Origin of the sequence: Streptosporangium sp. NPDC050855 (assembly GCF_044456585.1) — a bacterium.
GTDB classification, from domain to species: Bacteria; Actinomycetota; Actinomycetes; order Streptosporangiales; family Streptosporangiaceae; genus Streptosporangium; species Streptosporangium longisporum.
The window spans coordinates 17,407-35,920 of the sequence record NZ_JBITFY010000005.1; the positions used below are offsets into that span (position 1 = coordinate 17,407).

Here is an 18,514-nt window from a genome sequence, read left to right on the forward strand (position 1 = left end):
ATCATGCTGTCCCTCTATGTTCCTCTATGTCTCCGCCTACGCCTCAGCCGATCCTCCCTGATCAAACGCTGATCAGACGCGGATCAGATGAGGCGCAGGATCGCGGTGCGCAGACGGGCCGAGGCGCGCTCCGCATCGCGCTCGGCGCGCCGGAGGCGCTGGAGACCGGCCGCCCTGCGATGTTCCTCCGCCTCACGGTGGAGGGTTTGTATTCGGTCCCGGACCAGTTCTTGGTGCATAGACGACAGGTCGAGGCCGCCGGTGGAGAGGTAGCTCATCAGGGTGATCCTTTCGGGAACGTTCTGTGGTGGTCGATCGGGTTCTCGGTGGTACCGGTCGGTGACCGGGTCGTTCAGGCAGCGACCGGGTTCTTGCGCGGACGCCCGCGCGGACGCTTCCGGGGGACGATCGCCCCGCGCAGGACGAGCTCGCCACCCCAGACCCCCCACGGCTCCTCGCGCTCCAGAGCGCGAGCCAGGCAGGCCTCACGGATCGGGCAGCCCCCGCAGAGCGCCTTGGCGAACTCCACGTCCTCCGGGGACTCGGCGAACCACAGGTCGGGGTCGGTACGACAGGGGATTGTGGCTTCGTCGATCAGGTCCATGACCGTCTGGGCCCCCATCTGTTTCACCTCTCAGCTAGGCGTTGATCTTTGGTTACCTCTTGGGGTGGGGGTCAGGAACGACGCGGACAAACAAGAAGGCCGCGGATCCTGGTGCGGATCCGCGGCCTGAAGGCTTTTTCCTCGGTCAGGTCATGACCGGAGGATGCCTCCAGGGTTGCGGACCGCGCAGTCCACCGTTTCCGATGTGCTGGGTCATTGCTGCGTAGCTGTCGCCCACCCGGGTCTCGGCAGCCGGGACGAACGCCACCGGCTTGGCCGTCGCCGGAGCAACCGTCGCCGGGAAGGCGGCGGGCGTGGCCCAGCGTCGGGCTTCGATCTGGAAGTGGGCAGAATCGTCCTGCGAAACCGGAGCTGCCGCACCAACGGTGAGGAGGGTCCGGACGGCGCAGGGCAGAACGGTGTTACGGCGCGCGGAAGCGAGTCCCATCTGGGACGGCATCAGGATGCTTTTCACAGCGGACTCACCTCCATTCGTTGATCGTCGGACAGTAGAGCCCGACTTGCATGACCATGACCCTAAACCCCTGCCGGGGAAGTGGGCAACATATTTTCTACCTGCGGTGTTGCGACTATCTCACGCGAATCATGGCCTCCTGAACTACCGACACGGCCAGGTCTCCGGACCGGGTGAACATCTCGCCCCTGGCGAGTCCCCGCGCCGCCCCCGACCACGGCGACTCCTGGGCGTAGAGCACCCACTCGTCCACCCGGAAGGGGCGGTGGAACCACATCGCGTGGTCCAGGGAGGCGCCGGAGAGGTTGGAGGCGCCCCACGCCAGGCCGTGGGTGAGCAGCACGGTGTCGACGAGCGTGAAGTCGGAGGCGTAGGCGGCCAGCACGACGTGCAGCAGGGGGTCGTCGGGCAGCTCGGTGTCGTAGCGGAACCAGACGTTGGTCTTGGAGCCGCGAAGCTCCGGGTCGCGGTGGGCCTCCCAGGTGAGGGGGGTCACGTAGCGGGCGTCCACCGGCCTGGGCTTGGCGAGCCACTCGCGCATCGGCGAGTCGTTCCCCACGACCTGGAGCATTCGGTCCCGGAAGAGCGGCAGGGTCTCCGGGTCGACCACCTCGGGCATGGTGGTCGCCTGGTGCTCGACGCTGGTCTCGGTCACGTGGAAGGAGGCCGACATGGTGAATATCGCCTTGCCGTGCTGGACGGCCACCACCCGCCGGGTGGTGAAGGAACGGCCGTCACGGACCCGTTCGACGTTGTAGACGATCGGGATGGCCGGGTCGCCCGGCCGGATGAAGTAGGCGTGCAGCGAGTGGACGTTCCGGTCATCGGGCACCGTCCGGCCCGCGGCGACCAGTGCCTGGGCGGCCACCTGGCCGCCGAAGACACGCTGGATACGCTCCTCGGGGCTGCGGCCCCGGAAGATGTCGAGCTCGATCTGCTCCAGGTCGAGCAGGTCCAGGAGCTCCTTGAGCGCCTCGTTCACGCGTCCTCCGTCCGGTTCGCGGCGTTGCGGCACAGTTCGAGCACCGCTTCGCCGTAGCGATCCAGTTTGACGCGTCCTATTCCGGTGATCGCCAGCAGGTCCTGTTCCGAGAGGGGGGCCCGCTCGGCGATGGCCTGGAGGGTGATGTCGGTGAAGACGGCCCACTGCGGCAGCTTCTCGTTCTTCGACACCGCCGTACGCCAGGTCTTGAGCTCGTCGAGCAGCCTCTCGTCGTGGTCGGCGGGGCAGGTGGCGCACCTGCCGAGCTTCTGCTCGGCGGCGACGGCCAGGGTCTTGCCGCAGACCCGGCAGCTGATCGGCGAGGCGACCCGGCGGCGATCCGACGGGGAGGACCCGGCGCGGCCCTTCTGCGCGGAGCGGGCCTGGGGGGAACGGCCGGTGAGCCCGTCCAGGAAGGTGGAGGGCCTGCGGGAGCGCCGGCCCCCTGGGGAGCGCGCCAGCGCCCAGGAGAGCGCCAGGTGGGCGCGGGCCCGGGTGATGCCGACGTAGAGCAGCCGGCGCTCCTCCTCGATCTGCTCGGGCGTCTCGGCGTAGACGATCGGCAGCATGCCCTCGGTGACGCCTACCAGGAAGACCGCGTCCCATTCCAGGCCCTTGGCGGCGTGCAGCGAGGCGAGGGTGACCCCCTCGACCGGCGGCGCGTGCTGCTCGCTGGCCCGGCGCTCCAGCTCGGCCACGAACGCCGGCAGGTCCGCTCCGGCGGCGGCCAGGTCCTCGGCGAGGTCGGCCAGGGCCTTGAGCGACTCCCACTTCTCCCGGGCCTTGCCGCCCCCGGGGGGCTGGGGGGTGAGGCCGATGCCGGACAGGATGTGGTGCACGGTCGAGGCGAGGGTGTCCCCGGGCTCGGCCGAGCGGGCGGCGCCGCGCAGCAGCACGACCGCCTGGCGCACCTCGGGGCGTTCGAAGAACCGGTCGGCGCCGCGCAGCACGTACGGCAGGCCGGCCTTGGCGAAGGCCTGCTCGTAGGCCTCGGACTGGGCGTTGACCCGGAAGAGCACGGCGATCTCACGGGTGGGCACCCCGCTGTCGGCGAGCTTGCGCACCGCGCGGGCCACGCCCTCGGCCTCGGCGGTCTCGTCGTCGTACTCGGTGAAGACCGGTTCGGGGCCGTCCGGGCGCTGGGCGATCAGGGCGAGCTTGTGCGGGGTGCGCGCTTTTTCGAGCACCCGGTTGGCCAGCGAGACGACCTGGGGGGTGGAGCGGTAGTCGCGGACCAGCCTGATCACGGTGGCGTCGGGGTACTCGACCGGGAAGCCGGTCAGGTAGCGGGTGGTCGCGCCGGTGAAGGAGTAGATCGTCTGGTTGGGGTCGCCGACCACGCACAGGTCGTCGCGGCCGCCGAGCCAGGTGTCGAGCAGCAGCTTCTGCAGCGGGTTGACGTCCTGGTACTCGTCGACCACGAAGTAGCGGTACTGCTGGCGGATCTGCGAGGCGACCTCGCGGTGCTCGGTCATCACCGCGGCGGTGAGCTCCAGGATGGTCTCGAAGTCGACCAGGTGCCGGTCGCGGCGGAGGTTCTCGTACTCGTCGTAGAGCCGGACGACCTCCTCGACCGGGACGGGCGGCGTCCGCCCGGCCTTCCTGGCCGCGGCCACGTAGTCCTCGGGGCCGATCTGGGTGACCTTGGCCCACTCGATCTCCGAGGCGATGTCCCGCAGCTCCGAGCGGTCCTGGTTCCTGCGCAGGGAGCGGCAGGCGTCGATCAGCAGCGGCAGCTTCGACTCGATCACCCTCGGCGGGTCCCCGCCGATGACCCGCGGCCAGAAGTAGGTGAGCTGGCGCAGCGCCGCGGCGTGGAAGGTGCGCGCCTGCACACCCGGCGTGCCGAGCTGCCGCAGCCGCTGGCGGAGCTCACCGGCCGCGCGTGTGGTGAACGTCACGGCCAGCACGCCCTGGGGGTCGACCACCCCGCTGCGGACCGCGTGCGCGATGCGGTGGGTGATGGCGCGGGTCTTGCCCGTGCCCGCTCCGGCGAGGACGCAGACCGGTCCCCGGACGGCCTCGGCCACCTCACGCTGCTCGGGGTCCAGTGCCGCCAGGACGTCGTCGGGCTCCACGGAGGCTCCTTCACGCAGTCGAACACACGCGGTCGTACGGACCGGGCGGCCCCATCCTCCCAGCCGCCGGCCGGCACCGCTCATTCTGGCAACACGCCGCCGTCAACCTATGTGGTTCGCCGAGATGCACAAAGCACGTCCTTTGCTCCACAATGGGGGCTGATTGCTCCCAGGGAAGGAAAAAGGCCCGTGCGAACTGGGGTAACCGCGGGTGCGCTCGCTCTCGCGGCGGTGATGCTCGGACCCGCGGTGATGCACACGACCGCGCACGCCCACGCGACCGCCGCTCCGGCCCGGCTGGACGGCGTGACCGCCGCCACGGGCACGAGGACGCCCGTGACCGGCCCGACGTCCTCGACCGGCATGGTCTCCGCGACCCGGAGCACCGTGACCCAGGCCCGCAGTGACGCGCGCGACGTGGGCGACGTGGGCGACGCGGGCACGGCCGGAGGCGCCGGGATCGGGAGCCGGGGCGGCACCGGCGGCGAGACCGGACGCGGCACGGGGGGCGGCGCCCGCACCGGCGGGGCCGCGGAGCGCACCCCCGCGCCGACCCCGACCCCCACCGCGACGGCCACGCCCGACCCGTCGAGCCAGGGCACCGTCGTCGACACCGTCTCCTACGGCTCGCACCCCCGCCAGCGGATGGACGTCTGGTACCAGTCCGACGAGATCAAGCGGCCCGCCGTCTTCCTCATCCACGGCGGCTGGTGGTCCTCGGGCGACAAGAAGTACATGACGGAGATCAGCCGGAGCTACGCCGAGCAGGGCTACGTCGTCTTCAACCTCAACTACCGCCTGTCCGGCGACGCCTCCTGGCCGGCCCAGCGCACCGACACCCTCGACGCCATCGCCACGGCGCGCAGGCACGCGGCGCTGTGGTCCTTCGACCCGAACAACTACGTGATCATCGGTTTCTCCGCGGGGGGTCACCTGGCCACCGCGGCCGGCACCTACAAGAGCCGCCTGCGGGGCCTGCGGGGCGTGGTCGGCATCTCCCCGGTGGTCTCCCCGCTCACCGCGTACACCGAGGGCGCCGACACCTTCGACCTGAACAAGCGCAAGCTGCGCCAGGCCGCCATCAAGCTCGCCGGAGGCTGCGAGCCCACCGGCAGGTGCGCCAAGATCTGGTCCAGCATGGAGGTGCCCTGGCACGCGAGCCGGGGCGACGCGCCCATGCTGGTGGTGCACTCGGAGGACGAGTTCGTGTCGCCCGAGCACGGCAACCAGCTCAAGGACCACCTGCGCCCGTTCGGCGTGTCGGTGACGGTGCTCACCGAACCGGGCATCGAGCACAGCGCTCCCCTGTACCGTCTGCCGGGCGTGGCCGAGCAGACTCAGGAGTGGGTCGCGCAGAAGCTTCTCGCTTCGGGAAGCTGAACGCCTCTCACGTTGTTGGCAATGGCGCCGGACATTACACGAGGGGATTTCTCAGACATGGCGCTGACTGTGTACACCACCACCTGGTGCGGTCCCTGCAAGCGGCTGAAGAGCCAGCTGGGCCGCGAGGGCATCGCCTTCACCGAGGTCGACATCGACAGTGACCCCGACGCCGCCTCGTTCGTCATGAGCGTCAACAACGGCAACCAGACCGTGCCCACCGTGGTGGTGGACTCCCCCACCGGGCGGATCGTCAGGACCAACCCCTCGGTGATCGAGCTCAAGCGCATCCTGGCGGGCGCGGGCGTGTAACCGCCCGGCACCACCGACGCATCCGGCCCCGGCCCGCGGACGCACGCCGTCCTCGCGGACACCGGGGCCCTCGCGTGCCCGGCCCCTGCGGGCTCCGCTCGAACGCGCGGACGGCCGGGCCGTACGGGGAACCCTGGACCAGGGGTCACCAGTCGCCGTGCAGCGGTTCTCCGTACCAGGTCTCGATGAGCCTGCGGGCGATCGAGAGCGAGGACGGCAGGCGGACCTCGCCGCTCTCCAGCGCGGCCAGCAGCTCGGCGCGGCTGAACCAGTGCGCCTCGGCGATCTCCTCGGGCTCCAGGACGAACTCCGTCGTCGTGGCCCGCGCGAAGAAGCCGATCATCAGGCTGCGCGGGAAGGGCCAGGGCTGGCTGCCCATGTAGCGCGCGTCGACCACGCGCACGCCGACCTCCTCGGCCACCTCGCGGGCCACGGCGTGCTCCAGCGACTCGCCCGGCTCGACGAACCCGGCCAGCACCGACAGCCGCCCCTCGGGCCACTGCGGCCCCCTGGCCAGCAGGCACCGGTCCCGGTCGTCGTGGATCAGCATGATCACCGCGGGGTCGACCCGGGGGAAGTGCTGGCTGCCGTCCACGGGGCAGACGCGGACGTGCCCGCCCGCCCGCACCTCGGTGCGGCTCCCGCAGCGGGGACAGAACTCGTGGGTGGAGTGCCATGCCTCCAGGGCGACCGCGTACACCAGCAGCCCGGCGTCCAGATCGCCCAGCAGCGAGCCGACCTGCCGGAGCCCGGCCGCGGAGACCTCTCCCCGCCCGGCGGGGAGCGTGGCGGCGAGCCGGTCGAGAAAGGCGGGACCGGAGCCGGCGGCGCCCGTGACCGCCACGGCGAAGTAGGCGACCCCCTCGGCGTCCACGCCGAGCAGGTAGCGCTCCCCCTCGGGCGCCTCGGCCGTGGGCAGCAGCACCAGCCCGGCCTCCTCGCCCGCGCGGCGGACCAGGGCCCGCCCGTCGTCGACGACCACGACCCTGGTCGTCCCGTCCGCCCAGGCCCGCTCCAGCCATCCGGCGTCACCGCGGAACGCGGCCGACCGGTCGATGGCGGTGCGCGCGAGCAGCAGGGGGCCCAGCAGTCCTTCTTGTGCGGTGATCTCCACGCCGTTCCGTCCTCCCGAACCGAGTGCACATCCTATGCGCCGTGACCGGCCCTGCCCCGTGGCCCGTTCGGGTAGCCTCCCTCCCGACGGATCCCGTACGCGCCAGGGCCACCGGCCGCTCCCGTCCTGCCGCCAGAGGGCCGGACCCGGGACGGGACCGTCCCCGCGGAAAGGCCGCCGCTCCCGCGAAAGGACCGCCCCGCGGTGGGCACCGGAACGGGCGTCTCCACCGGCACGGCGTACAGGGATGAAGGAAGACCCCGATAGGCGGGCGACACGGGTATACGCGGTCAATACCCCGGTCCCCCGCACGCGATGATCGCCGTCTGACTAGGATGCGGACGGTTAGGTTAGCCTTACCTGATATGGGGGGTCTGCATTGCGGCTGTACCTCACCGCGCTGAAACCGACGGACTCGGTGACCGACGGTTTCCTCCCGGCGGCACGTGCGCTCGGCTGCGAGGTCACCATCCTCACCGACCGTCCCGAGCACCACCGCGACGCCGGGACGGAGGTGCTCCACTGCGACGTACGGGACCCGCGAGCGGTGATCGACACGGTCGCGCACCACGTCCCCCCGGATGCGATCTTCTCCAACTCCGACCACGTCCAGGCCGAGACCGCGCTCGCGGCGGCCTACTTCGACCTCCCGGCCAAGGACTGGCGGGCCTGCGTCGACACCAAGAACAAGGCGCTCACCCGGCGGAGGCTGGCCGCGGCCGGGGTCGAGACCGTGTGGTCCCGGCGGCTGGGACCGGCCGACCCGCTGCCCGCCGACCCGCCCTTCCCCGCCGTCGTCAAGCCCCGCGAGGGCGTGGCCAGCGAGGACGTGGTGCTGGTCCGGGACGCGGGCGAGCTCGCCGGGGCCGTGGCGAGGATCAGGGCGCGGCGGCCCGGTGAGGCGCTGGTGGTCGAGGAGTACCTCGACGGGCCGCTGCACACGATGGAGACGCTCGGCGACGGCGAGCGGATCCAGGTGCTCGGCGGTTTCCGCACCGTCCTGGGCCCGCTGCCGCACTTCGTGGAGGAACGCCTCGACTGGGAGCCGCCTCCCGGCCGCGACCACGTGCTGCGGGCCCTGGAGGCGCTGGGGGTGGGGCTGGGCGCCTGCCACACCGAGTACGTGATGACCCGGCGGGGACCGCGGATCGTGGAGGTCAACTACCGGGTGATCGGCGACCACTGCGAGTTCCTGCTCGCGGACCTGCTGGGCGTGCCGCTGTTCGAGCTGATCCTCGGCGTCCATCTCGGGTCGGGGCTGCCGGCTCCCGGCCGGGCCCGGGGGCACGGGACCGCGCTGAGCCTGGTCGCCGGACGTCCGGGGACCGTGGCCGCGGCCCCCGGGACGGTCGTCCCCGCGGGCGGCGAACCGGTCAGGGTCTGGCACCGGCCGCTGCGCGCCGTGGGCGACCGGATCGAGCCGAACCACACCAACCGCGACTACCTGGGGATCGTCCGCGCGATCGGGCCGGACCGGGCGAGCGTGGACGCGGCCATCACGGGCTTCACCACCGCGAACCCGTGGGTGATCGCATGACCGGTTCCGGCCAGGGACCCGCCTCCCCCGCCTCCCCCTCCGACGTCGTCACGGCCTCCGGCGTCGTCACGGCCTCCGGCCTCGGCCCGGGTCCCGGCCCGGACTCGGGGGCCGGCCTCGGCTCGGGTACCGGCCCGACGAGCCCGCGGGAGCCGTACCTGGCGGCCCGGGTGCTCAACGCGCTGCTGCGCGAGGACTACGGCGGCCTGGCCGGGCGGATGACCCGCGGCAAGGACGGTGTCGCGCTGCTGCTGCCCGGCGGCAGGCGGGTACGGCTGGTCCCGGGCTCGCTGTTCCAGGACTTCGTGACGGCCCCGCAGGAGGCGCTGCGCCTGGAGGAGGTGCTGCACGCGCTGCGAGAGGTCTCCGCCCCGGCCGACGCCGCAGGGGTGGAGTCCTTCGTCCGGGAGTGCCGTGAGGCGCTGCGCGCCCTGGACCTGCACGACGCCCGGCGCGAGGAGGTGCTCGCCCGGCTGGCCCCCGTTCCCGGCGGCACGACCGTCACCGGGGGCACGCGGTACGAGACGCTGGCCGCCTTCGTCGACCACCCGGTCTACCCGACGGCCCGCTGCCGGTTCGGACTGTCCGACGGGGAGCTGGTGGCGTACGCGCCGGAGTTCGCGCCCGTCTTCGCGCTGCGCTGGGCCGCGGTGCCGCGCGAGCGGCTGACCGGGCCGGAGGTCCCGTGCGCGCCCGCCTTCGAGGCCGTCGGGCTCGCGCCGGGCCTCGCGCGGACGCACGCGCTGTTCCCCGTGCACCCGCTGACGGTCGGCGAGGTCGAGCGGGTCGGGTGGGCGGCCGTGGCGCCGGAGGCGTACCTGAAGGTCAGGCCCACGCTGTCGATGCGCACGGTCGAGGTCTCGCCGGGCACGTACCTGAAGCTGCCGCTGGCCACCAGCACGCTCGGGCTGCGCAACCGCAGGTCGATCAGACCAGGCACGCTGGCCGACGGGGCACGGGCCGAGCTGCTGCTGCGCGCCATGCCCGACCCGCGGGTGTTCCTGGCCGACGAGCAGACCTACGGCCATGCCGGGCACGAGTACCTGGGCTGGCTGCTGCGGCGCCACCCCGCCGGGGAGGCCGTCACGGTCGCGGCGCTGCCGGCACCGCTGCCCGGGGGCGGCACGGTCGTGGAGGAGCTGGCCGGGCGGTGGTGCGGAGGGGACGTCGCCGGGCTGCTCGGTGAGTACCTGCGGGTCCTGTTCGGCTACCACGTGCGCCTCTTCGTCAGGTACGGCACCGCGCTGGAGGCCCACCAGCAGAACCTCTCGCTGATGTTCGGACCGGTCACCGGCTCCCCCCTGCCCGGCTCCGGGGTTCCGGCCTCCCGCGAACCGCTCCCGCACGGACCCGTCCCTCGCGGACCGGGGCGGGACACCGGGCCCGGTGACGCCGCGGGCGGTGGTCTGGCCGGGGTGCTCGTCAAGGACAACGACGGCCTGCTCACCTCGCCCGAACGGCTGCGGGACGCGGGCCTGGCGGTACCGGACTTCACCGACCCCCGGATGCTGACCGACGATCCGCACGCGCTGGCCGACATGTTCGTGACCATCACCCTGCACCTGGCCGCCGCGGCCCCGGTGTTCGGCGCGCTGGCGCCGCGCCCGGCCTTCGAGCTGGTCCGCGGGACGCTGGCCGAGGCGCTCGACGAGTACGGGGAGGACCCGATGGCCAGGCTGCTGCGGGCCAGGACCCTGGACGCCGCCCGGCTCGTCGGGAAGTCGATGGTCACGGCCGGGACCCTGGTGGACAAGGCGCGCACCGGCGCGCGCGACGTGAACAAGTTCTACGGCACGAGCGGGCCGAACTACCTCCGCCAGCCGCCCCAGGCCGCACCGGCCACGACCACGCGAAGGACGTCATGACCAGCCTCGCCCTCGACTCCCCGGCGTCCGTCGCCGAGGAGGCCTCACTCGCCGCGCTGCTGCGCTGCTGCGTGCGGGAGATCTCGGGACCCCGCGGCCAGGTCGAGCACGCCCGGCCGTACGTGCTGCTGCGCGTCGCCGGCACCCTGCTGCGCGTCCGCGCGCACGGCGGCCTGGCGCTGCGCTTCGACGGGCGGGCCGAGTGGCTGGAGAACGGCTCCTGGCAGCCGCTCTCGGCGGAGAGGCTGGTGCGGCTGGTGGAGAGCGAGCTCGGCGAGGACAACGACGAGTTCGCCTCCCAGGTGGCCGAGAGCAGGGACGTCATGACCACGTTGCTCGCGGCGCGGCGGGACGCGTCGCCGCCCGCCGATCCGTGGCTGGCCTCGGAGCAGGCGCTGGTCTTCGGGCACCCGTTCCATCCCAGCCCCAAGGCGCGCGGCGGCGACGGCTGGCTGCGGTACGCGCCCGAGGCGCACGCGAGCTTCCCGCTGCGGCTGCTGGGGGTCAGGCGGGACGTGCTGGCCGGTGCCGGTGACACGGGCTCCCTGGACGCGCTCGGCCAGGCACCGCCGGGCTACGCGCTGCTGCCCGCGCACCCCTGGCAGCTGGAGCTGCTCACCGCGGACCTGGCCGCGCCCCTGGCCGACGGCCGCCTGATCGACCTGGGCGAGGGCTCGCGCAGGGCGGTCCCCACCTCGTCGGTCCGCACGGTCTACGAGCCGCTGATCGACCGGTGCCTGAAGTTCAGCCTGGACGTGCGGATCACCAACTGCCTGCGGAAGAACTCCTGGTACGAGCTGGCCGGGGCGGTCGAGCTGAGCCGCCGCCTCGAACCGGTCTTCCGGGACCTGTCGGCCGCCTTCCCGGGCACCCGCTGGCTGCCCGAGCCGGGTTACCGCTCGGCCGCCCTGGGGACCCGGCTGCTGGAGGGGCTGGGGGTGATCGTCCGGGTCGCGCCGTGGTCGGTCTGCCGGCCGGGGGTGACCCCGCTGCTCAGCGGCGCCCTGGCCGCCGCCGGGCACCCGGTGGCCGATCCGGTGGGCTGGTGGCGGGCGTACGTGGAGCGCGTGGCGCCACCGGTGCTGGAGGCCTACCTCGGCCACGGCGTGGTGCTCGAACCCCACCTGCAGAACGTCCTGATCGGCGTGGACGCGGCGGGTCTGCCGGTGGAGGCGGTCTTCCGCGACCTGGAGGGGACCAAGCTCGTCGCCGGGCGGCACGAGTTGTCCGGGCTGCCCGGCCGGGTCGCCGAGGCGCTCACCTACGACCCGGCCGCCGGGTGGGACCGGGTGGTCTACTGCCTGATGGTCAACCACCTCCCCGAGATCGCCGCCTCCCTCACCGGGACCGCCCCGGGCACCGGGGACGGGCCGGACGACGGGGACCGGGACGGGCTCGGACGCGAGCTGTGGGCGGTGGCCCGGGAGGTGCTGGCCGGGTACGCCGGGCCTCGCGGGTGGCCCCGGCCGGTGGCGGACCTGCTCTCCGGCAGGCCGCTCCCGGCCAAGGCCAACCTGTCGGTCAGGTGGGCCCGCTCGGCGGACCGCTCGGCCGGGTACGTACCGGTCGCGAACCCGCTGGCCCCGTTCCGACCGGTACCGGTCGCGAACCGGCAGGAGCCGTCCTGACCGCTACCGGTCGTGAACCCGCTGGAGCCCTCCTGAGCGGATGCCCGGTCGCGGGCCCACCGATGCCGTCCTGAGCGCACGGATGCCCGGTCGCGGGCCCACCGGCGCCCTCCTGAGCGCACGGATGTCCGGTCGTGGACCGGCGGGCGTCCTTCCGGGCGTGCGGAGAGGGGGCGGCCGCGGTGCGCGCGCCGCCGCCCCCTGCCCTCCCCGTCCGCGGCGGGGTCAGTGGGAGTGAACCTCCAGCTCGTAGAGGGAGTAGCCGTTCGAGGTGCCGCGGGTGACGCCCTGGACGCGCACGTGGCGCGCCTGGACCGGGGCGAACGTCACGTTGTCGACGCCGCCGTTCCCGCCGGTGACCGAGCGGACCGTGGTCCAGGCCGAGCCGTCGGCGGAGGTCTGGATCGAGTACGCCGACCCGTAGGCCGCCTCCCAGCGCAGCACCGCCCTGGCCACGGTCGCGCTCGTCCCCAGATCGACCTGGAGGTACTGGTCGTCACTGGACGAGCTGGACCAGCGGGTCCTGGGGTCGCCGTCGACGGCCCGGCTCGCCGGGTGGAGGAGCTGGCTGCTGGAGGCCCTGGCGCTCTTCCCCTGGGCGAGGTTGGCGGTCACGTCGCCCCGTCGCGCCGGGAACGACACGACCTCCTGGTAGGTCGGCCGGTTCTGCCAGGAGATCAGCGAGTGCTTGATCCCGCCGAGCGGGGAGTGCTCGATGGCGTCGGAGCACCACTGGTCGCCGGCCGAGCAGACGTCGTCGGCCGGGTAGGTCGTCGCCGCGGGCTCGGCGAGCGCCGCCGACAGGCTCTCCAGCAGCACGGTGCGGCACCCCGCCACGGTGCCGCCCCCGCAGTACCTGGCGGGCAGCGGGCCGGCGACCTGGTCCCCGAGCACCGCGCGGACGTCCTTGCTCACGTATCCCCACCAGCCGTACTGGAACGCCGAGCCCTTGTGGGCCTGGGCCTCGTTGGCGGAGGCGGGGAACGAGGACACGTCACCCTGCTGGTGCCCCGACGGCGACTCGTTGATCTGCAGGGCGTTGACCAGCGACTGGTAGAGGCCGTCTCCCAGGCCGGGCCTGAACTGGGCCCGGACCAGCTTCGGCCACCACGCGTCGAACGCGCGGATCGCCTCGGCGTGGGCGTAGTTCTTGCTGCCCGGTGAGGTCTCCACCCGCTTGGCGCCGGACGCGGCCCAGGCCGAGAGCCTGGAGACCGTCGAGGCCAGGGCCGGGTCGGTCACCGCGGCGCTGTTGAGGACCCGCAGCAGGTCGGGCAGGACCCGGGTGCCGCGCAGGTCGGTCACGGCGGCCTCCGCCATGATCTTCACGGTGCCCGCCTTGTCGAGCTTGCCGGCACCGGCCAGGGCCGCCCTGACGGGCCGGTCCAGCAGGTCGGCCCGGTGGACGGGACCGAAGCTGAAGTTGCCGTCCGCGGCGCCGTAGTCCTTGGCCTGCTTGTTGTTCCAGCTGACGAAGTAGTCCTGGCCGGCCGACTGCGGGTGGGTGGAGGCGGGGGTGTAGGTCGCGGTGTTGGTGGCGGGGTCGAAGCCCGCCCACTCGTGGGCGGCGTCGGCCGTCATCGGCAGGTTCGGGTCGGAGACCGCGGACCTGACCGGGGTGTTGCCCGACATGAAGTACGCCGCGTCGCGGGAGTTGACGTAGAACCAGTTGAACGCGAAGCCGATGGTGGAGGCGGAGTTCATGAACGCCGCCGTGTCGCCCATCTGCGCGGGGTCGTTGAACATCTGGAACCCGATCGCGGAGTCCACCTCGTGCCGGTAGGTGGAGCGCAGGGTGGTGAAGGCGGTGGGCCGCCCGCCGACGGTCCCGCGCCAGCTCACCAGGCCGTACCGGGTGCGCTGGACGACCAGGTCGTAGGAGCCCTTGGCGGTGGAGTCCGCGACGGTGGGCTTCCAGGAGTTGGTCTTCCTCAGCGTCTCCATCGGGGTGCAGACGCCCTGGTGGAGGTAGTGGTTCGAGGAGACGGTGGGCGTGCCGCCGCCGGGCTCGCAGAGCTGCAGGGCGTAGGTGTCGGTGATGTCCTGGGCGCTGGAGGTGGCGTTCCAGGCGTAGTCGGTGCCCCGGCCGAGCAGCACGTAGAGGTTGAGCCCGGCGAAGGCGGCGCCGCGCGCCCGGACGCCGGGTCCGGACAGCTCCTGCAGCATGAGGAGCTGGGGGGCGAAGTAGCCGGTCTGCGGGCCGAACACCGCGATCGGGTGCCCGGTCGAGGACTCGGCGGCCGACACCACCACGGCGTTGGACATGCCGGGCTTGGAGTTGTCGACGAGCAGGCCGTCCATCATGCCCTTGGGGGCGGTGGCCGAGGGGGCGGCCGAGGACGCGGCCGAGCCGGTCTCGTTGGCGGTGATGTCCACCGGTGCCGTGGACGGGTCGGGAAGCACGACCCCGGTGGCGCCGGAGGGCGCGTTCCCCGACGGGAAGCTCTGGCCGTTGTGCAGGGTGAGCGTCGTCTCCGGGTCGTTCTGCGAGCGGAACGCGGCCCAGACCTGGTCGCCGACGGCCGTGCCGTACTTGGCGCGGGCCGCGACGCGGACCAGCGCGGACTGCATCTCGGCGCCGCCGCCACCGCCGAACAGGCCGCCGATCACGCCGGAGATCGCCACCAGGTCGGTCATGGTGAAGTCCACCGGCCCGCCCGCGTTGGTGATCGCGTCGAGGTGGCCGGTCAGCACGTACTCGCCGGGGCAGTTACGGTCCGCCATGCAGCGGTCGATGTAGGCGTTGACACCGCCGATGTAGTTCTGCACGTCGTCGTAGAGCTGGGCGCCCCGCGGGCCGGAGGCCCTGACCCGGTCGATCTGCGCCTGCAGGTCGGCCTCGGTGTAGGGGGCGTTGCGCCAGGCGCTCTGCTCCAGCGCCCGGTTGCCCGGCGCGCCTCCGGCGAACGGGGTCAGCTCACCGCGTCCGACGTGCCGCATCAGGTCCATCACCCACAGACGGTCCTGCGCGCCCGCGTACCCGGCGCCGAACATGGTGCCCGCGCGGGTGGTCCCGGTGATGTGCGGGACGCCGGTCGCCTTGTCGCGGACGATCGTCACGTCCGGGCGGGGGCTCGTGGTGCTCTCCACCTGTCCTTCGGGGACGCCGAACGAGGCGTCGTTGAAGAAGTCGGAGATCTGCTCGTTCGTCAGGCCGGTGTAGGCCGAGACGAGGCTCGCGTACCGGCCGAGCTGGTCGTCGCTGTGCCTGGGCTTGGTCCCCAGCGCCTGGTGGGCGAGGATCCCGGCCAGGGTCGCGTTGCCGTTCTGCCCGGGGGGCAGGATGTCGGCGCATTCGCCCAGGCAGTAGTCGTCGGGGGGGAGCGAGACGGCGGCCGCCCCCGAGGTGGACGCCGCCATGGACGCCGGCGCGGACGCCGCCGTGGATCCCGTGGATCCCGTGGCGGACGCAGCCGTGGACGCCGATGCGGAGGCGGGGACGAGGGGGGATGCCAGCGCGAGGACCAGCAGCAGCGCGGGAGCCGCCGTGATCGTCCGCCTGAGGCGTGCATGCATAGGAGAATCCCTAAAACATGAGACATACTCGGATGTTGAGAGGAACATACGTTCCGTCCAACACCGAATCAATGGCCGCCGTGAGAATCGTCCGCGCCGATCCTCCGCCGCCCGGCGAGGCGGCCGGACGCCGTCCCGCCCGGCCTTTCCGGCCCTCGCGTGCCGCTCCGCCCCGCCTGCATGCCCGGCTTCGCGTCCGGGTGTCGCCCGGACGCCGGGACGTCAGGACGCCAGGATGTCAGGGCTTGAGCCCGACGCCGCCGAACGCGTCCACCTCCTCGGGCTCCCCCCAGGAGCTGGGCTCCGGCCGCCACCGCGAGACCGACACCACGCCGGGGTCGAGCACCTTCAGGCCGTCGAAGAACCGGGCGATCTGCTCGGGGGTCCGCAGCCGGTAGTCGTAGGCGCGACCCTCCTCGACGACCTGCTCCACCTGCTTGGCCGCATCCGGGATCACCACGTTCGTCCCGTCCTCGAAGACCAGGTAGCTCCCCGAGGGCAGCGCGTCCACGAACCTGCGGACCAGCGCGCGGGCGTCGTCGTCGTCGGGGACCGTGCCCAGCACCCCGAACATCATCAGCGCGATCGGCTCGTCGAAGTCCAGGGTCTCGGCCGCGCCGCGCAGGACCGTCTCCGGGTCGCGGGCGTCGGCCTCCAGGTAGGCGCACTCGCCCTCGGGGCTGCTGGTGAGCAGCGCCTGGGCGTGGACGAGCACCAGCGGGTCGTTGTCGACGTACACGATCCGGCAGGTGGGGTCAGACCGCTGCGCGACACCGTGGACGTGGTCGTCGGTGGGGAGCCCGGTGCCGATGTCGAGGAACTGCCGGATCCCGGCCTCCTCCACGAGGAAGCGGACGACGCGGCCCTGGAACGCGCGGGCCTGCCGGACGATGGCCCCCATCTGCGGGTAGCCCTGCAGGATGTACCCGGCGGCGACCCGGTCGGCGTCGTAGTTGTTCTTGCCGCCCCCGAGGTAGTCCCAGACCCGGGCCTGATGCGGAATGTTGGGGTTGATACCAGATATTTCCGTCATGGGGCTCTCTTTTGGTCTGATCATTTTCTGCCCAACATAGAGGATCTGTCCGTATCACGCCTCTCTTTCCGGAAAGATCATTCTTGTACGGCACCGGACTTGACCGCGCGGAACACCACGACCGTGCTGAACGTCGTGCCGTCGATCTGGTACGCGTAGCAGCCCGGCCCGCCGATCGTCGTGGTGCCCGGCATGCTGTTCGGCGGCGCGGTCACCTCGGCGTGGAACCCGTCGTCGCGCACCTCGCCGGTGTAGGAGAACCTGGCGCTCGCCGTGCCCTTCCCGTCGATCCGGTCGGCACGGATGAGGACCGGCCCGGCGTACCCCGAGGCGAGCCACCGGACCTTCTTCACGTACGAGCCTTCGGGGTCACGGTCGCCGGGGCGGAGCTCCAGGACCGTCCCCTTCATGAAGTAGTCGGCGATCGGGTACAGCGGCCCGTCGCCGAGCACCCCGGCCGCCTCCCCGGGTCCGGACCACGGGCGCCGGGGGGTGGTGGGGCAGGCGGCCCCCGCGCGGACGGCGGGGAGCCGGAGCGGCGAGGGCCTCAGCGCCACCGGGGACGGCGACGCCGAGGCGGAGACGGACTCCGGAGCGGACTCCGGCGCGGGCACCGGGGGCGACGCCGTCCCGCGCGGTGACGGGCCGGAGCAGGCCGCCGCGGCCAGGGCGAGCACGGCGAGTACCGACGCGCGCGTCAGCGATATCGGTGGCGTCATACGAGCCACTATCGGCCATCCCGCGCGCCGCGTCGACGCCGGCGGTCAGCCGGCCGAGGTGAGCAGCGGCAGCCTCCGTACCCCGGTCAGGTTGGGGCTGGCCAGGAACTGCGGCGGCTCGTCCGGGTCGGTGCGCAGGCGGGGGAAGCGGTCGAGCAGCATGCCGAGCGCGATCCGGCCCTCCAGGCGGGCCAGTGGCGCGCCCAGGCAGAAGTGGATCCCCCGGCCGAAGGCGAGGTGCGGGTTGGGGTCGCGGGTGGGGTCGAAGACACCGGGGTCGGCGAACTGGCGCGGGTCGCGGTTGGCCGCCGCGACCCAGACCATGAGCAGCTCTCCCGCGGGCACGTGCTCGCCGCCGAGCTCGACGTCGACGTCGGTGACCCGGCCGAGGGTGGCGAACGGGCTGAAGAAGCGCAGGGACTCCTCGATCACCGCGGGAATCGTCGACCGGTCCTCGCGGACCCGGCCGAACCACTCCGGGTGGGCGTCCAGGCAGAGCACCGTGTTGCCCAGCAGCATGGTGGTGGTGATGTGCCCGGCCAGCAGCAGGAGGTTCGCGAAGTTCACCACTTCTGTCTGGGTAAGGCGCTCGCCGTCCACCTCGGCCTCGACGAGCTTGGTGAGCAGGTCGGCGCGCGGCCTGCGCCGCCGCTCCTCGACGTGCTCGCCCAGGTAGTCGGTCAGGTGCGCGACCTGCTCCCTGACGTAGGCCAGGTCGCGCACCTGCTCCTCGCTCTGGTCGCGGAGGGAGAACTGCCGGGAGCTGTCGAAGATGCCGTCCACCCACTGCTTGAACAGGTGGCGGTCGCCCGCGGGCACGCCCAGCAGCTCCGCGATGACGATGACCGGCAGCGGGTAGGCGAGGTCGGCCACCAGTTCGAGCCGGTCCCGTCCGTCCAGCGCGTCCAGCAGTTCGCCGGTCACCTCGGCGATCCGCGGTTCGAGGTCGGCGACGACCTTGGGGGTGAAGGCGTGGCTGACGAGCTTGCGGAGCTTGCCGTGCACGGGCGGGTCCATCTGCACCAGGTTGCCCTCGGTGGGCTCCCGCATCCCCTCGGGCAGTGTCCGGGCGGTGTCGGAGGAGAACGTCCTCGGGTCACCGAGGATCCGCATCACCTCGGGGTAGCCGTAGACGTTCCACATCCCGGTGGTCTCGTCGAACCGGACCGGCCGGTCCGGGTGGCGGTCACGCAGCCAGAAGTGCCCCTCGTGCAGGCCCCATGCGTCGTCGATGATGGTCATGGCGTGCCTTCCTGGTCGGGACGGACCCG

Annotated in this window: 15 protein-coding genes; 5 read left to right on the forward strand and 10 right to left on the reverse strand. The window is 72.6% G+C overall.

Translation table 11 applies throughout. The annotated features are described in order from the left end of the window. Positions 1–83: 83 nt before the first annotated feature. The 5 genes from ACIBCT_RS12665 to ACIBCT_RS12685 all read right to left on the reverse strand — a co-directional run bounded on the left by ACIBCT_RS12665 (position 84) and on the right by ACIBCT_RS12685 (position 4,139). Positions 84–278 carry a hypothetical protein gene (locus tag ACIBCT_RS12665; RefSeq protein ID WP_399187800.1) on the reverse strand — a complete coding sequence of 65 codons (195 nt, stop codon included), beginning with the start codon at positions 276–278 and terminating at the stop codon, positions 84–86. A gap of 74 nt (positions 279–352) precedes the next feature. Next, on the reverse strand, positions 353–622 hold the full coding sequence (locus ACIBCT_RS12670) for a WhiB family transcriptional regulator (RefSeq protein ID WP_329085648.1): 270 nt from the start codon (positions 620–622) through the stop codon (positions 353–355). A 127-nt stretch (positions 623–749) separates the two neighbouring features. Next, positions 750–1,079, reverse strand: a complete 330-nt coding sequence (locus tag ACIBCT_RS12675) for a hypothetical protein (RefSeq protein WP_399187802.1) — start codon at positions 1,077–1,079, stop codon at positions 750–752. A 115-nt stretch (positions 1,080–1,194) separates the two neighbouring features. After that, positions 1,195–2,061, reverse strand: a complete 867-nt coding sequence (tesB, locus tag ACIBCT_RS12680; protein ID WP_399187804.1) for an acyl-CoA thioesterase II — start codon at positions 2,059–2,061, stop codon at positions 1,195–1,197. Further along, on the reverse strand, positions 2,058–4,139 hold the full coding sequence (locus tag ACIBCT_RS12685; RefSeq protein WP_399187806.1) for an ATP-dependent DNA helicase UvrD2: 2,082 nt from the start codon (positions 4,137–4,139) through the stop codon (positions 2,058–2,060). The genes tesB and ACIBCT_RS12685 overlap by 4 nt, the downstream gene beginning before the upstream one ends. A 189-nt stretch (positions 4,140–4,328) precedes the next feature. Here ACIBCT_RS12685 and ACIBCT_RS12690 point away from each other — a divergent pair, with 189 nt between their 5' ends. Then, positions 4,329–5,519, forward strand: coding sequence for an alpha/beta hydrolase (locus tag ACIBCT_RS12690; RefSeq protein ID WP_399187808.1), 1,191 nt, complete (start codon positions 4,329–4,331; stop codon positions 5,517–5,519). Positions 5,520–5,576: 57 nt separating this feature from the next. After that, positions 5,577–5,831 (forward strand): glutaredoxin domain-containing protein, encoded by a 255-nt coding sequence (locus tag ACIBCT_RS12695; protein WP_344902224.1) that lies wholly within the window; start codon positions 5,577–5,579, stop codon positions 5,829–5,831. 145 nt (positions 5,832–5,976) lie between these two features. Here ACIBCT_RS12695 and nudC read toward each other — a convergent pair whose 3' ends face one another. Then, a complete protein-coding gene (gene nudC, locus ACIBCT_RS12700) occupies positions 5,977–6,945 on the reverse strand; it encodes an NAD(+) diphosphatase (RefSeq protein WP_399187810.1) in 969 nt (322 codons plus the stop codon). Between the two features lie 379 nt (positions 6,946–7,324). Between nudC and ACIBCT_RS12705 the strand changes: the two genes are divergently transcribed. Genes ACIBCT_RS12705 through ACIBCT_RS12715 form a run of 3 tightly spaced genes read left to right on the forward strand, consistent with a single transcriptional unit; the run spans position 7,325 to position 11,975 of the window. Continuing rightward, positions 7,325–8,482, forward strand: a complete 1,158-nt coding sequence (locus ACIBCT_RS12705; RefSeq protein WP_399187812.1) for a siderophore biosynthesis protein — start codon at positions 7,325–7,327, stop codon at positions 8,480–8,482. Next, positions 8,479–10,347 (forward strand): IucA/IucC family protein, encoded by a 1,869-nt coding sequence (locus ACIBCT_RS12710; RefSeq protein ID WP_399187814.1) that lies wholly within the window; start codon positions 8,479–8,481, stop codon positions 10,345–10,347. The genes ACIBCT_RS12705 and ACIBCT_RS12710 overlap by 4 nt, the downstream gene beginning before the upstream one ends. After that, the gene (locus ACIBCT_RS12715) at positions 10,344–11,975 is read left to right on the forward strand and encodes an IucA/IucC family protein (protein ID WP_399187816.1); all 1,632 of its coding nucleotides are present in this window, start codon (positions 10,344–10,346) and stop codon (positions 11,973–11,975) included. Before ACIBCT_RS12710 ends, ACIBCT_RS12715 begins: the two co-directional genes overlap by 4 nt. A 225-nt stretch (positions 11,976–12,200) precedes the next feature. On the opposite strand, the gene ACIBCT_RS12720 is transcribed toward ACIBCT_RS12715, so the two are convergent. The 4 genes from ACIBCT_RS12720 to ACIBCT_RS12735 form a co-directional block, all read right to left on the reverse strand. Next, the gene (locus ACIBCT_RS12720; RefSeq protein ID WP_399187818.1) at positions 12,201–15,491 is read right to left on the reverse strand and encodes a penicillin acylase family protein; all 3,291 of its coding nucleotides are present in this window, start codon (positions 15,489–15,491) and stop codon (positions 12,201–12,203) included. A 238-nt stretch (positions 15,492–15,729) separates the two neighbouring features. Then, positions 15,730–16,524 (reverse strand): SAM-dependent methyltransferase, encoded by a 795-nt coding sequence (locus ACIBCT_RS12725; protein ID WP_399187820.1) that lies wholly within the window; start codon positions 16,522–16,524, stop codon positions 15,730–15,732. Positions 16,525–16,601: 77 nt separating this feature from the next. Then, positions 16,602–17,243, reverse strand: coding sequence for a hypothetical protein (locus ACIBCT_RS12730; protein WP_399187822.1), 642 nt, complete (start codon positions 17,241–17,243; stop codon positions 16,602–16,604). 45 nt (positions 17,244–17,288) lie between these two features. Then, positions 17,289–18,485, reverse strand: coding sequence for a cytochrome P450 (locus ACIBCT_RS12735; protein WP_399187824.1), 1,197 nt, complete (start codon positions 18,483–18,485; stop codon positions 17,289–17,291). Positions 18,486–18,514 lie beyond the last annotated feature (29 nt).